Here is a 15,359-nt window from a genome sequence, read left to right on the forward strand (position 1 = left end):
TTACAGGATATATCCCTTTTTATGAATTAACCCTTCGTTGCACCAGACGCAATCCCCTTAACAAAATACTTCTGCAAGGCGATAAACACAATCAGCACAGGCACAACCGACATTGCTGTTCCTGCAAAAATCATATCCCAACGTGAGGAGAATTCTCCGATATAACGGTAAATTTCCACGACCATAGTTTTAGCCTGTCCTGAAGGCAATACCAGCATCGGCATCAGGAAATCATTCCAGATTCCAAGTCCGTTTAAGACCACCATACTGGCTGTGACGGGTCCTAGCAGCGGGAAAACAATTTTCCAAAATATCGCATAACGAGAACATCCGTCGATCTCCGCCGCTTCTTCAATTTCTCTAGGAATGCCTTTGACGAAGCTTGTATACAGCAGGCATCCAAAACCCACCGCACCGGCTACATAAATTAGAATTGGACCGGCAAGGCTGCCGTATAACCCCAGCATTCTAAGCTCTTTAAACAGAGGAATCATATACGCCTGAAAAGGGATCATCATTCCTGCTAAAAAGTAAACGAACATGAACCGAGTCCATCTGGCATTTCTGCGTTCAATTGCGTAGCCCGCCATCGGAATAATTAAGACCTGTGCCGCAATAGAAACTGCTGTCAAAATCAGACTATTCAGAATAGCCCGTGGAAACTCTGTTTCGGTTAACAGATATTTAAAGCTGTCCAGATAAAGAGTTTTCGGAAAAGCAATGGCATCCTTCATAATCTCTGCATTACTCTTGAAGGCTGACATCAAATTAAAGAAAATAGGAAAGAAAAAGATAATAGCCACTAATAATGTAACAATGAAAAGTGCGATTTGCCCAACTCTTTTGCGTGTCTGCATCGTCATCTTAGAGCTGCACCTCCCGCTTCTGGAGAACCTTCACTTGGAAGACTGTAATGATAAGTATGATTAAGAACAAGACCATCGCCAGCGCAGTACCAAAACCTTGTCTTAATTCACCAAACCCAACCTTATAAATAATATAAGTTAATGTCTCCGTCTCAAAGCCCGGACCACCATCAGTCATGACGGCAATCTGATCAAAAATCTTCAAGGCGCTGATCATCGATAATACCATACATACAGTCATTGACCCCGCAAGCAGCGGAAAGGTAATATGCCGGAACTGTTGCCAGCCCCCTGCTCCATCAATACTGGCCGCCTCATTCAATTCCTGCGGAATACCTTGCAATCCAGCGAGATAAATGATCATATAATACCCCGCGCCTTTCCAAACGGTAGACAAAATAATCGACAGCATCGCATACTTAGGATTGCCTAACCAATCCACAATCCAGGTTCCAAGCCCAACAGACTCCAGAATCTGATTAAATACACCAAAGTTGTAATTCAAGATCATCGCCCAGACAAAACCCATTACGATCCCACTAAGCAACGTAGGGAAATAAAATACACTTCTGAATAAATTCCGGAACCAGCGTACCTTATCGACCATCATTGCCATTGCAATTGCTGCAATATTCTCTAGAACAACAAGTGAAATGGTCATGATCATCGTATTTTTCAGTGCGTTATGCACCCTTGGACTATTCCAAATTTCCACAAAGTTAGCGAAGCCGATATACCTTACGTTGTCGCTAATGCCATCCCATGAGGTGAAGCTTAAATAGACACTGCCTACCGTAGGGACGATAACGAACAAGGTGTACAAAATAAATGATGGTAATATGAACAGCAGAGCGTAGGACTGCCATTTTTTCTTTTTCTTTTTGTGCTGCACAGTGCCTATCAATGACTTGTCAGCATTTACTGCGGATGTAGCCATGGCTACTCTCCCTCCCTTAAAAGACCGCGCTTGTTAAAAAGAGAACCTCTGCAGCAGCAGAGGTTGCTCGATCAGGCGCTGCTCTTACATCTGATTAGCTTTCACTTGGTTGTCATACTCTGTATCCGCATCTTTCATGTACTTCGCTACATCTCCATCTTTTACCACGAGATCCTGCAACAGCTTGTAGTACCAGTTACGGAATTGTGGAGGGATTAGATTGTCTCCCCACCAGTTATTGATCGCCAACGATTTCACTACATTCGGGTCAGCAATAAGATCCAAAGCCACCTGCATTTGTTCACTTGTGTCATAGGTTACTTTCTCTTTTGTTGAAGGAATCGCATTTATCGTTGCTAAATAGTTCGAATACTGTTCTGGGGCGAAGAAGAAACGGATAAAGTCTTTGATGGCTTCTGTTTTGTCTGCATCCTTAGCGGCTTCAGCCGATAAAGACCAGCCTGCAGGTGACGGAAGACCTATGACATTGATTTTCCCTTCACGGTCAGGAAGAGCATAGAAGCCAAATTCAAAGTTCGGGTCTGCTTCAGCGATTTGTGTAAACATCCACGTACCGGAGTACAATTGTGCTGCTTTGCCAGAAACAAGAATCGAAGCGGTCTGATTGTCGCCCGTGCTGAGCCAACCTTTATCTACATAATTCTTGAACAATTCTTTGAAGTCCGTTATGCCTTGAACTACATTAGCATCCGTGAAGCTGACCGTTTTAGCGGTACGTTTGGAGTTCCAATCTGCATCTTTCGAGTAGACCTCATCAATCAGGAATTTGTTAACCCAAAAGCCCATATGGAAAATATCTTTTCCGCCTACTACAATCGGAGTAATGCCTGATGTTTTCAATTTTTCTTGGATGGCGATGAATTCGTCATAGGTTTTTGGAAGCTCGGTGATCCCTGCATCCGCATATGCTTTTTTGCTGTAGATAATCCCTTGGGGAGCGTTCACTTGCAGCGGTGCGTTCCACACCTTACCATCCACTTGTGGAGGGGCTTCGAACAAATCTAGCAGATCGGAAGGCAGCTCTACAATCTTACCCGCATCGGCAAAAACTTCTGTATCCCGCATTTCCACCAGGTCCGGGAATTCACCCACAGCATCCTTGGTTTTCAGCCAGTCAAGATAGGCAGCGGATGAAGTTTCGCTCAAATCTTTAATAGTGACATTCGGATTAGCTGCAGTAAACTTTTTGACCGTATCTGAGATAGCTTTTTTGGTGGCCGGATCTCCGGAGGCGTAACCTATCGTAAAGCTAACCTCTTTTTTGGTCTCTTGCGGTGTATTTGAAGGCGTCTCGGATGCTGGCGTATTAGTTGCCTTACTTCCTGCATTATTATTATTTCCACCGCAAGCAGTCAAAACTGTTGTTGTGGCAAGTAACAATACGGATAGTTTCATCATTGTTTTTTTGTACATATCATAATAGCCTCCCCTTTTAGTGAACCGTGGAAACTGAAGCAAGATGTGCGCATCATCTCTCGAAAGCGTTTCCGTTGCTAATAGAATAGCATTCCTTATAAATAGTTAGAATGAACTTTTTTAAGCGGGATATGCGGTGAATTTAAGAATAAGTAAAAAAAGAACGAAAGACCGCAGTCTTCCGTTCATCGTCTATCCTTTACGCATTCTCCGAATCCGAGATTTTATACGGATCCTCTACAATCGGAAGCAACAATAGAATTGATGTCCCAATATGCTCCCGGCTGCTGATAGATACCCCGTATTCTGCACCGTACACTGTACGAATTCGTTCATGTACATTTTTTAGTCCAACATTTTTGCTAGGCGAACTAGGCTCTTCCAAGGTTTCAGCCAACTGCTGTACCTTTTCCTTGCTCATACCGATTCCATCATCATAGATCGTAACCAACAGCATTTCATCTTTCTTTTCGATCGTCAATCCAACTGTCCCTCTGCCTTGACTGCGTAAGCCATGCTGGATAGCATTTTCAACTATCGGCTGAAGTGACAATTTCAGAATGTACCAGTTCAGATCCACTTCGGGTGAGAGATCGACTACAAGCTCAAATTTATTCTCATACCGCACAGAGATAATATAGAAATAATCCCGTAGATGCTCCAGCTCCTGTCGTATGCTTACCCTGTCCTCTCCATAGTCGATTACATATTTCAACTGGTTAGAGAGCGATAAAATCATATCTGCGACCTCATCATTATCTTTATCCACCGCATTCATTCGAATGACTTCCAGGGTGTTGTATAAATAATGCGGACGAATCTGACTCTTCAGAGCATTTAACTCCGTCTGCTTCTGCTTGATCTGGGCAACGTAAGCTTCATCGATATAGGCTTGTAAACGCTCGACCATTCGGTTAAAACCATGGCTAAGTCTACCCATTTCATCATTGCTATTCACGACCATCTGGGTATCCAAATTACCGGATTCTACGATAGCCATTTGCTTAATTAAGTTCCGAATCGGAGCAGCCAGCCGCCTAGAGAACCAGACGCCCATGATGATCATTGCAATCGCACAAATAAACATCGCTATAAACACCGTCGTACGAGCTGAAAAAAGCTGATCGAATAAATTTGCTCGATGAATTCTGGCAGTCACCGTGCCTTTAAGAAAAGGAATCTCTTCACTGAGAACGATCATCTCCTCGTCCTTTTTAGCCCGAAAAGCCTCTCCATTCGCCGACCTTGTCTCATTCGTGAAATATACATTTCCGTCGCCATCCAGCAGGAATAATTCATCCTGTCCCCCCAGATTTAATTCTCTGAAGAACTGATTAAATAACGAAACATCCACATCCATAAACAAGGTCCCTACTATCTTGGGATCTTTGGTGACACGCCCGGAAATATCAATTAAAGTACGGCCGATGGTGAACACACTGCGCTTTGAACCTGTATAATATTCTTCGGAATGGGTAGGGAAAATTGCCACTTGTGAAGGATTTGGAGCCATTTTAGTTAACCACTCTTGATAAGGCAGCAAATCAAAATTGACCCCTCTGTTTTCTTTTTCCTGATAGTAGAGCTTATCGTCTGACTCCCTATGAAAATAAACACTGGTGATGTAGGAATCACTGTAGAGAACTGTTTTTAGAAAGGTTTCAATAGGAATCGTATTGATCTGCTCCAGCTCATTTACATTATAGGTTTGATTCTGCGAATAACTCTCGATAAAACCTTCATATCGTCCCGTATACATCAGCTTAGAGACCTCATTGTACTGATTAAAGGCTGAATTCAGGTTATAGCTCATATATAGCACCATTTGCTGCAAATTGCTTGTTGTGTAACGCTCGACATATCCGGAAAACGTCTGCACAGAAATGTAGCTAAGTGCAAAAAGCGGAATTAGGCCGACTAATAAAAAGGAAGCGGAGAATTTAACAAATATACTTTTGGATCTTCGGCCCCAGATAAACATGAATGAAGGCATCCCCTTTGCTATCCATCTGACTATTGGCTTTTGAAGGATTGCTTATATTCTTGTGGCAGCTTGCCATATTTCTTCTTAAACATATCGCTAAAATGCCGGGCATTGTTGTAGCCTACACTATCGGCAATCTCATAAACCATCATATCGCTTTGCAGCAATAAACGAAGGGCATGATTCATCCTCACCTCAGTGACATAATTCTTAAAGTTCTGTCCGGTATGTTTTTTGAAAAAGCTGCTGAAATAATAGGAATTCATAAACATCATCCCTGCCATAGATTCCAGTGTAATATTTTCTGGATAATGCTCCTCAATATAAGTCTTCACCTGGGAAAGCTGCTTCAGTTCCTTACTGCCCATGCGACTGCCAATTTGCCCGGACATTTTGTTCAAAAGCACACGGAAATCTTCCTCCACCTCTTGGAAGGTAGAATAATTAGCCAATCGTTCAAGAATCGGATTTGTATCCTGAAGTGATGGACCTGCCTCCACACCGAATTGAATAAGCTCCTGTTCAAGCTGCAAGAATGTATTGTATACGGTAGAAACGGCTTGGTTTCTATTCCCGCCTGCCGTCTGCCGGATCGTCTGAAATAATCGCAGGCACTCTTGCTCAATTTGTTCTTTGTGTTGTGATTTCATGGCAATCCCAAGGGCGGACTGGATTTCATGCAGCGGAGCTTGAATCAATGATTCACTCTCATACCTGCTCTCTTTAACAGGAATCACACGATTAGGCCCTGTAAAATATTTATAATTTAGCGCTTTCAAAGCTTGGCGATAAGATTCATCAGCATCATCCATACCGTCAACAGGATTGCCTACCCCAAGGGTCACCTTTAATTTCAGAAAACTTGTAATTTTGTCATGGAGGTCTAAGGCAATTCTCTCTGGTTCCTCAGCATATTCATGCTGGAGCAGGATACAAAAACGTTCCCCTTTACGGAACATATAGCTATTATCGCTTTGCTCCACGGTTTCTTTAATAATGTTAGACAGTGCAAAATCAATTAGCTTACGTTCGCGTTCTTCCCATCTGGAAGGCTGCCCCGACGACTCGTCCGTCTCTACCAAACAAATACTGACGTAGCGACTTAACGCTATAATTCCCATATCAAGCAAGGTGTCTGCTGTTCCCTTATTGCCGTCCGTCAGCTTGTCGAGCAATTCTTCGATCGTTAATCTGCGGTTTCTCTGTTCATAATGGTTCAGCTTCTCTTTGTTGCGCTCGCCTTCTGTTTCTTGACGAATAAGGGAAACGGCTTTGCTCACAACCTGTTCCAGCTGATTTTTGTTCACGGGCTTCACCAAATAATCCAGCGCACCATATTGCAGTGCTTGACGGGCATACGTAAACTCCTGATAAGCGCTTATAAAAATAACCTTCACCGCTCTGCCAGCTTCATGAATTTCGCGGATGATATCAATCCCTGTATATCCTGGCATGCTTATATCACTAATAATCAGATCAGGATCACAATCCTCGATCTGTTGTTTCAGCTCAATTCCATCACTGGCCTCTCCAACAATGGTGAGTCCAAGCTTCTCCCATGAAATCAGTTTTTTTAGGCCTCGCAAAATCACCGGTTCATCATCTGCGAGCAGTACCCGAATACTCTTCATTATGCAGTCCTCCTACCTTAGAGAAATCATCCCACAGCTGTCCAATCATCTTAATCTTATGATAACAGACAAACAATCTTTGGTGCAGCTTCAAGCGGATGAACTTTCTTAAGAAGAAACCGCAGTTTCTTAAGAATATTATATCTACGCTTAAAAAGGTGGCAGGCGTAACTGCGGGGAATGTTTGGACTTCCCCCGTTACTACTCACCTGTTATTTTTATCTAAAGTTCAATGAAACAAACTATCCTCAACTTTAATATTGTTGAAATAGAAACAAAAAATCAATATAATTTGTTAATGTAAGAGCGCTGGGAGGACAGGCCATGAACAAAGAAGATCAGGTCATGATGGGTTTCAGGGATGTATATAACAAGATGGTTTGGCTTAATAAGGATAAGATGGAAGACAGTCTTAAGGGTTATAAACCTTCTGAAGTACATTGCATCGAATACATTGAAAAAAATGCAGATTCCAACGTCACAAAACTTGCAGAGTCCTTTTATATGACTCGCGGTGCCATAAGTAAATTAACTAAGAAGCTCATCCAAAAGGGCCTCATCGAAAGCTACCAAAAATCGGATAACAAAAAAGAAATCTATTTTAGGCTTACTGAGCAAGGGAAAGTAATTTATAAAATCCATGAGGACCTGCACAAAGAGTTCCAAGAGCGGGATAAAGCCGTATTTGAGCAGGTAACTGAGGAGCAATTTGACAGTATGCTTAGCTTCGTAGAAAAGTATAGTAGGCATTTGGATGCAGAAATAAAGAAACAGGGTATAGATTTTAATCCGAATTAATTCGAATAATGAAAATGAAACTCCATGCAGCCGGGCTCTTATGAGAAAGGCTGCATTTTTTTGGTCGTTATTTTGTTGACACGGAAACAAAACCGTGATAAAAATGGTGATGTACCAAATTTGTTTCCAAGGAATCAAAATTTCAACTTTTGAGGAGAGAATTTAATGTTCAAATTCAGATCACATAATGAACAGAACACAGAGCAAACCGTAGATAAACACGCTCTAATCTTCGGTTTGATCTCTGTGTTTCTGTGCGGAATAGGCTTCAGTATCATCATGCCCGTTGTCCCATTTTTAGTGCAGCCTTATATAAGCAATCCGGGAGAACAGGCTATAGTTGTCACGCTGCTGACGTCTGTTTATGCAGTCTGCGTATTTTTTGCAGCCCCTGCACTTGGAGCTTTGAGTGACAAATACGGGCGTCGTCCATTACTTTTGGTATGCCTTTTGGGTTCCGCGATTGGATACTTAGTTTTTGGGATAGGAGGAGCGTTATGGGTACTTTTTGTTGGACGTATAATAGAAGGTATAACTGGCGGAAGCATAGGTACTATCTTCGCCTATTTTGCTGACATCATTCCACCAGAACAGAGAACCAAATACTTTGGCTGGGTGAGTGCGGTTGTTGGTGTCGGCACCGTCATTGGTCCAACGCTAGGCGGTTTACTTGCCAAGTTTGGTTATTCTGTACCTATGTATTTCGGAGCAATAATAACCTTATTAAATGTTGTTTACGGATTCTTTTTTATGCCTGAGAGCCTTGACAAGAACAATAGACTAAAAGAAATTACCTTGGTAAGACTGAATCCATTTACACAGCTTGCAAGCATATTGTCCATAAAAAACTTAAAAAGGCTACTGGTCTCAGCATTCTTACTTTGGATACCCAACGGATCTTTACAGGCTGTTTTTTCACAATTCACAATGGATACTTTCAGCTGGAAGCCTGCACTAATCGGACTGATGTTTTCAATTATGGGCTTCCAAGACATCATTTCACAGGGTTTCATCATGCCTAAGCTTTTGCTGAAATTTAGGGATAAACAGATCGCAATTCTTGGAATGGTTTCAGAGATTATAGGCTACAGTCTTATTGCACTATCTGCTTTGTTCTCATACTATCCGCTTTTTATCGCTGGAATGTTTATATTTGGTTTTGGGGATTCGATCTTTGGGCCTTCATTCAATGGGATGCTTTCCAAGTCTGTCGATTCTAGTGAACAAGGGAGGATTCAAGGCGGTAGCCAATCTATTCAGGCTTTAGCAAGAATGATCGGGCCTGTCATTGGAGGTCAAATATATGTATCACTTGGCCATGCTGCACCCGCTTTTATGGGGATGATCCTGATAGCTGCGGCAATATCCGTTTTGTATAAGGATACGCATGTAAATATGTAATCTTGCAATCTCATGTTACAATACAACCTGAACTTATATTTTTAGAAGGCGGTTGATACTGTTGATTTACATCATCAAATTTGTATACAGCTTTGTGCTTCCTCCCGGCCTGTTTATCGTGCTTCTGCTAGGTTTAGTCATTTGGTTATGGAAAAAAAACTGCCGGCCAGCACTAGTTCTACTCGGGGTTACACTATTAATGTATTTCTCCATGACACCCTTAGTCAGCGATGCGCTGATCGGCAGTCTAGAACGGAAATATCCGCAGCCGGAAACTTTGCAAGGAGATGTCATCGTCGTACTCGGCGGGGGCGCCAGCTCTGGCACACCGGATATAGACGGCGAGGGCAATTTATACGGATCAGCGGCAAATCGCCTGCTTACTGCTGTTCGCCTCCATCGGCAGACAGGTCTGCCAATCTTATTTTCTGGCGGACAAGTATTCTCCGACAGTGGTAATGAAGCGGATATCGCGCAAAGACAACTACTGGGTCTCGGCATACCCGAAGAGGACATCCTGATCGAAAATCAATCCCTCAACACGGAGCAAAACGCTGTAAATACCGCAGCCATCCTGCAACAAACCGGACTTATAAAACCTATACTAGTTACTTCAGGTTTTCATATGTCCCGAGCGATGTTGCACTTTAAGAATGCAAGGCTAACAGCGCAAGCCTATCCTACGGATTATATCGCCAGCGCTGATATTGCACTGCAGCCCGCCAAGTTCAGTCCATCCCCGGGAGCGATCTCCACAACAGGGTTAGCATTGAAGGAATATTTAGGCCAGCTTGCTGCTCGGCTATTTGATTAGTTCTGTAAATTTCGCATGTACAACCTCAGCGAGTAACTGTGGGGCTACATCCATTTGCTGGCCAATCTTCCCAGCGCTGACAGCCATTGTTTCCAGCCCTTCTGCGCTGCTCTCAATGAACGTGGGGTACAGCTTTTTCATTCCAACAGGTGAACAACCACCGCGGATATACCCTGTCCATTTCTGCAGATCCTTCACTGGCAGCATCTCAATTTTTTTCTCTCCGGCGGCTTTGGCCGCCTTTTTGAGATCCAGCTCTTCGGCAACAGGGATAACAAATACATAAAGATTTGCACCGCTATGAGCGACCAACGTTTTAAAAACCGTCTCTGCCGCCTTTCCAATCTTCTCAGCCACAGCCGTGCCATGGATTAGTCCATCTTCATTGTCATAGGCGAACACTTCATAGCCGATTTTTTTGGCATCCAGCATTCGCATCGCGTTGGTTTTGGTTACTTGCATTGTTGACCTCCCTTTCTATATCCTCTATTCCTTACCTTTATGATCAAAGAGGCCCCAAAGCTATGATAGCTTTCAGGACCTCCTGTTGCTGCCGTGCCCATTAATCTCTGGGATAATTAACCTGCATGATATCCATAAAAGGAACTTTTATGATTTCTTCATGGTTACTGAGGTGTACTTTCCCGGTTCGCGAATCCATTTCCACGATCATACCGCGTACCTCTTCTTCTTTTCCCCATACGGTCAATAAAATCTCAGAACCTTCTTGCTTAGCTTCAACTAACTGATTACCTAACTCCTCAAGCACAAATTCATCTCTTGTGGGCCGCTTGGCCACCTTTGCTTTTGCCACACTAATCCTCCAATAAGCTATTACGGATATTAAGTATATTAAATACTAAGTATGAATGCTCTCATTTATTATACCATGTTTCAGATTAAGGCTCGAACCCCTTCTGGCTCAAGAATAGCTCCTCTTCGGAAAAAACTTGCTGAAGTCCTTCATACACTCTGCGATATGCTGCAGGATCATACCAATCTTCCAGTTGCAGCTCTTCATATAGGGAATAAATCCCTAATCTCCGTGTGCGTTTGCCGCCGCTGCCGTCGCCCATAAAATAGTCATCCACACAGACTCTATCCACCAAAGCCCTTAAGGTTGCTGGAAAAGTTGGACTGCTTGGCAGTACTGGCGCTATAGTAGCTTGAATGGGGATGCCAGCTTCACGTAAAAGCTGTAACGTCTTCAGTCTTGCAGCAATGGGAGGAGCGCTTGATGTGAATTTTTGGCGAATATCTTCTCGGTCTGTTTCTACAGTTATACTTACACGAACCTTATCCTCTAAACGTAATAATAAATCTATATCTCTGCGAACCAGCGGACTACGCGTCTGCACGAATAGGAAATCGGGCGGATCTTGAACCATAACCTCCAGTAAAGATCTCGTCACCTCTTCCTTATGCTCTACCGGTTGATAGGGATCTGTGCTTGACGACATAAAAATAGAGACGGGACCTTTCGCCTTCGCTTTGTGCAGTTCTTTTTGTAAAATTGCAGCCGCTTCTTGTTTAACATCTACCCACGTCCCCCACTCCTCTTTGCGGAACAGCGAGACAGGCATCTGACGTACATAACAATAGGAACAGCCATAAGTGCAGCCCGTATATGGATTTAAGGAATGACTGTAGCCTGACAGATAACCTGTTCCTTTATTCAGCAAGGTTTTTGGGGAGGTGTAATTGGACTCTATTTTCATATATCTGCTGTATACTCTCCTCTCTCCAACTGAAGTAGCTTGGTCTTCATATCCAAACCACCCCGGTATCCTGTTAATGTCCCATTCTTACCAATAACCCGGTGGCAGGGCACCGTAATCAGAATCGGATTCGCGCCAATGGCAGTCCCTACCGCGCGCACCGCAGCTGGTCTTTGAATATGTGTGGCAATATCCGAATAGGACCAGGTTTGTCCATATGGAATTTCACATAACGCCTTCCACACTGCAAGCTGAAATGGAGTTCCCTGATAATCAAAAGGAATGCCGAAGCTCTGCCGGTTCCCTTGCAAATATTCACTAAGCTCCCTCACATAAGGCGCCATCTTCTCATCGTTCTGCACCAGTTCACTCCCCGGAAAACGACGTCTAACCCATTCGCTTAATTCCTCAAAGGGTTGCTGCTGCGAACCCACATAACTTAACCCCTTCTCAGTGGCTGCAATATAAAAACTCCAATCCTTATCGGTTAATAATGTCCAGTATAGAATAGCATTTTTTTTATTCTCCATGATTCGGTCCCTCCAAAATAAAATCAGAAGCCAACGTTACTTTCTGTTTGTTAAGCTGACGAAACTGTGTGGGTGTATACCCCGTTTTTTTCTTATATAAAGTAATAAAATATGATGTATTGGGCAGACCCACACGTAATGCAATCTCAGCAACTGCCTGCTCTGTAGTAAGCAAATACTCAGATGCCTTAGCGATTCTCTTTTGCTGTATATAATCCACGGGAGTGATTCCTGTTACTTTCTTAAAGGTTCGATGTAAATGATAAGGACTGCCATGACATACCTCAGCTAACGTTTCAAGGGTGAGGGGGGCCATATAATTATGATCAATGTACTCCGTCATCACAGCTACCCATTCCTTATCAGGAAGACGCTCACCTGTCGGTTTACATCTTTTGCAAGGACGAAATCCGGCTGCCAGCGCTTGTTCAGCATTCTGAAAAACACACGCATTCTCCCGATTGGGTGCTTTGGATTTGCAGGAGGGTCGACAAAAAATTCCTGTAGTCTTCACCGCATAAAAAAATATGTCGTTATAAGCAACATTGTTTTGCAAAATAGCCTGCCATTGCTCCTCAGTCATTTGTTCCTCATCTTCAATCCTGTTCATCGCCTTCACCTCTAATGCAATTATACCCCTGAGCAGGCTCATCTGTACTCAATTTGGAATGGAAAAGCAAGATAGTGAAATCCAAAAGGGTGAGATTGCTCGTAATTACACTTTGTTTAGCGAATACGCACTACCTTTGTCAACCGTGCAGGGAGCCGCTGCTGGACAACGAATATTACTCATAACATGACTACGTGAACTGGAGGAATCGAAATGGATATTCTAAAAACAAAAGATGCCGCAGAGCTGCTGTCAGTTAGTCTAACCACAATTAAACGTTGGGCTGCCATGTTCCCTGATTTTTTTCCAAAAGACCGATTTGGCCATTATGTTTTCTCGGAGCAGCAAATCGACCTGCTCAATCATATTAAAGACCGTATTAATCACGGAGAGGCCTTGGAATGTATACAACTCACACTCACGAATGAGCAGCAAATTTCCACATCACAACAGGAAAATCCACTACAGCACACAGATGCTGAGCCTATGAAGGATATCTTGTCTCGCATCAACAATGTTGAACGTGCACTCGATCAAAAAGCCGATGAAGTAGTATTGATCCAACTGCTCCAGCAGCGTGAGGAGCTTGAGGACCTACGAATAATGATCAAGCAAATCGCGGCATCCATAGAACCGTTGCAAGTGTCTAACGGCAAACCGCTCACCTCTTATGAAAATTCCCAGTCCACTGCCACTACCAGACTAACGGCTCCGCCAAGAAAACGCGGCCTGTTACGTTCTTTATTTTTCTTTTAAGCCTGAAATGTAAAAAAAGAACCTACTTCAGACAATCGCGAAGTAGATTCATATAAGTAAAACATATTTAGGATCTCCCCCTGTCACCCTAAACGGTGGCGGGGGTTTGCTTTTTCCAAACAAAAAGCTCGATCCTCCGGAACATTCTACTCTTTATGCAATAAAGCTGCTCCTGCAATTCCCGGGTGTGTCATTTCGTATGGGTCCAGAATCAGATTAAGCTCTTCTTCGGTCAGCACATTATATTTAATGCACAATTCCCGTACAGATTCCCCAGTCAAAATCGCCTCTCTAGCGATCCGCGATACCACTTCATACCCCAGATGCGGGTTCACAGCCGTAATGATTCCGACACTCCGCTCCACGTCCCGCTCAAGCTTTTCCTTATTGGCTTCAATCCCAGCCAGACAGAAGTCTGTGAAGACTTGGAAGGAATTGTTCATGATGCTGATGGACTGAATGAGATTGAACACAAGCACTGGCTCCATAACATTCAGCTCCAGTTGACCCGCTTGGGAAGCCAGACAGATCGTATGATCGTTCCCTATGACTTGAAAAGCCACCTGATTAATGACCTCTGCCATAACCGGATTAACTTTGCCCGGCATAATTGAAGATCCAGGCTGGCGTGCAGGCAATGAAATCTCATTAAACCCAGTCCGCGGACCGGAGGCCATCAACCGCAGATCATTAGCGATCTTGGACATGTTCATCATGCACACTTTTAGAGCAGCAGACACTTCTGTATAGGCATCCGTATTTTGGGTGGCATCGACGAGATGATCTGCCGTTACGAGCGGCAATTCACTGATCTCAGCTAAGTGCTCTACCACCAATTCAATATAACGAGGATCAGCATTTAATCCTGTACCCACTGCTGTTGCTCCCATATTGACTTCATACAAATGATGGCGTGTATGCTCAATACGTTTGATATCTCTTTCAAGCACTCTGCGATAAGCCTCGAATTCTTGACCCAGACGAATCGGCACTGCATCTTGAAGATGTGTCCGACCCATTTTTATCACAGGATCGAATTCATCCGCTTTTACCGCAAACACATCATGCATTCTGTGCATCGTTACAAGTAGCTGCTCCAGCAGTGAAAGTGTGGCAATATGAATTGCCGTCGGAAACGCATCATTTGTAGACTGCGCCATATTTACATGTGAATTGGGACTTAAGTGACGATAGTCTCCTTTTTCATGGCCAAGCAGTTCTAAGGCACGGTTAGCAATAACCTCATTCGCATTCATATTTAACGAGGTACCTGCACCACCCTGAATAGGATCTACAATAAATTGCTCATGCCACTGACCCTCGATGATTTCTTCTGCTGCTTTCACTACAACTTCTCCAAGCCCTCGATAGAGACGGCCAACTTCCATATTTGCAAGCGCAGCGGCTTTTTTTACAATCCCCATCGCTTTGATTAACTCTTTGTGAACCCGATAGCCCGTAATAGGAAAGTTCTCGACTGCGCGTAGTGTCTGAATCCCATAATAAGCGTTCTTATCTACCTGTTTACTGCCTAGAAAGTCATTTTCTACACGAAATTCAGTTTCAATCACTGTTATATCCCTCGCATTCATTATGATTAGGTTTATTAGAAAATAAGTAAGCGCAATCATTTCTATCTCACTTAGATATTAACCTTTATTGTGACAAATGTCTCTCAGAAAAATAGGGTTTAATGTAATTAATTACTATTTAGTAACCTGACACCGCTATTCTAAAGGGAAATGTGCTTAGGGAGGATTGAATTACCAAATCGTTAGGTCTAGTTTATCCAGATAAATCGTCGCTCACCCCAATTATAAGTATTTTGGACAAAATCACGTTTACGGATACTTAGGTATCTATTGCGGGCTGTGCAA

15 protein-coding genes are annotated in these 15,359 nt (G+C 43.2%); 4 read left to right on the top strand and 11 right to left on the bottom strand.

What is annotated here, in order from left to right:
- Positions 1–26: 26 nt before the first annotated feature.
- From MHI32_RS18100 to MHI32_RS18120, 5 genes are all read right to left on the bottom strand, one after another.
- Positions 27–863 carry a carbohydrate ABC transporter permease gene (locus MHI32_RS18100; protein ID WP_170914270.1) on the bottom strand — a complete coding sequence of 279 codons (837 nt, stop codon included), beginning with the start codon at positions 861–863 and terminating at the stop codon, positions 27–29.
- Between the two features lies 1 nt (position 864).
- Positions 865–1,803 (bottom strand): sugar ABC transporter permease, encoded by a 939-nt coding sequence (locus tag MHI32_RS18105; protein WP_076129834.1) that lies wholly within the window; start codon positions 1,801–1,803, stop codon positions 865–867.
- 84 nt (positions 1,804–1,887) lie between these two features.
- Complete coding sequence (locus MHI32_RS18110) at positions 1,888–3,237, bottom strand: extracellular solute-binding protein (protein ID WP_076190970.1); 1,350 nt, start codon at positions 3,235–3,237, stop codon at positions 1,888–1,890.
- Between the two features lie 202 nt (positions 3,238–3,439).
- The gene (locus MHI32_RS18115) at positions 3,440–5,221 is read right to left on the bottom strand and encodes a sensor histidine kinase (protein WP_076182507.1); all 1,782 of its coding nucleotides are present in this window, start codon (positions 5,219–5,221) and stop codon (positions 3,440–3,442) included.
- A 32-nt stretch (positions 5,222–5,253) separates the two neighbouring features.
- The gene (locus MHI32_RS18120; protein WP_076217822.1) at positions 5,254–6,855 is read right to left on the bottom strand and encodes a response regulator; all 1,602 of its coding nucleotides are present in this window, start codon (positions 6,853–6,855) and stop codon (positions 5,254–5,256) included.
- A gap of 324 nt (positions 6,856–7,179) precedes the next feature.
- On the opposite strand from MHI32_RS18120, the gene MHI32_RS18125 reads away from it, so the two are divergent.
- The 3 genes from MHI32_RS18125 (at position 7,180) to MHI32_RS18135 (ending at position 9,868) form a co-directional block, all read left to right on the top strand.
- A complete protein-coding gene (locus tag MHI32_RS18125; protein WP_076129830.1) occupies positions 7,180–7,653 on the top strand; it encodes a MarR family transcriptional regulator in 474 nt (157 codons plus the stop codon).
- A 165-nt stretch (positions 7,654–7,818) separates the two neighbouring features.
- Positions 7,819–9,054, top strand: coding sequence for an MFS transporter (locus tag MHI32_RS18130; RefSeq protein WP_339187500.1), 1,236 nt, complete (start codon positions 7,819–7,821; stop codon positions 9,052–9,054).
- Positions 9,055–9,115: 61 nt separating this feature from the next.
- Positions 9,116–9,868: a YdcF family protein gene (locus MHI32_RS18135; RefSeq protein ID WP_339187502.1), complete on the top strand. Its 753-nt coding sequence runs from the start codon at positions 9,116–9,118 to the stop codon at positions 9,866–9,868.
- Here the strand turns inward: MHI32_RS18135 and ybaK are convergent.
- The 5 genes from ybaK to MHI32_RS18160 form a co-directional block, all read right to left on the bottom strand.
- Complete coding sequence (gene ybaK, locus MHI32_RS18140) at positions 9,857–10,330, bottom strand: Cys-tRNA(Pro) deacylase (RefSeq protein ID WP_076129827.1); 474 nt, start codon at positions 10,328–10,330, stop codon at positions 9,857–9,859. The two genes, MHI32_RS18135 and ybaK, sit on opposite strands and share 12 nt — an antisense overlap.
- A gap of 100 nt (positions 10,331–10,430) precedes the next feature.
- A complete protein-coding gene (locus MHI32_RS18145) occupies positions 10,431–10,682 on the bottom strand; it encodes a YolD-like family protein (RefSeq protein WP_036688306.1) in 252 nt (83 codons plus the stop codon).
- 85 nt (positions 10,683–10,767) lie between these two features.
- Positions 10,768–11,586 (bottom strand): radical SAM protein, encoded by an 819-nt coding sequence (locus tag MHI32_RS18150; protein WP_076129826.1) that lies wholly within the window; start codon positions 11,584–11,586, stop codon positions 10,768–10,770.
- On the bottom strand, positions 11,583–12,116 hold the full coding sequence (locus MHI32_RS18155) for a methylated-DNA--[protein]-cysteine S-methyltransferase (RefSeq protein ID WP_076129825.1): 534 nt from the start codon (positions 12,114–12,116) through the stop codon (positions 11,583–11,585). The genes MHI32_RS18150 and MHI32_RS18155 overlap by 4 nt, the downstream gene beginning before the upstream one ends.
- The gene (locus tag MHI32_RS18160) at positions 12,106–12,726 is read right to left on the bottom strand and encodes a bifunctional transcriptional activator/DNA repair enzyme AdaA (protein WP_076281633.1); all 621 of its coding nucleotides are present in this window, start codon (positions 12,724–12,726) and stop codon (positions 12,106–12,108) included. Before MHI32_RS18160 ends, MHI32_RS18155 begins: the two co-directional genes overlap by 11 nt.
- 213 nt (positions 12,727–12,939) lie before the next feature.
- On the opposite strand from MHI32_RS18160, the gene MHI32_RS18165 reads away from it, so the two are divergent.
- Complete coding sequence (locus MHI32_RS18165; RefSeq protein WP_076182537.1) at positions 12,940–13,482, top strand: MerR family transcriptional regulator; 543 nt, start codon at positions 12,940–12,942, stop codon at positions 13,480–13,482.
- Positions 13,483–13,628: 146 nt separating this feature from the next.
- Here the strand turns inward: MHI32_RS18165 and aspA are convergent, their stop codons facing one another.
- A complete protein-coding gene (aspA, locus tag MHI32_RS18170) occupies positions 13,629–15,059 on the bottom strand; it encodes an aspartate ammonia-lyase (protein ID WP_094903409.1) in 1,431 nt (476 codons plus the stop codon).
- Positions 15,060–15,359 lie beyond the last annotated feature (300 nt).

It is taken from the genome of Paenibacillus sp. FSL H7-0690, from assembly GCF_037980415.1.
GTDB lineage: Bacteria > Bacillota > Bacilli > Paenibacillales > Paenibacillaceae > Paenibacillus_AQ > Paenibacillus_AQ odorifer.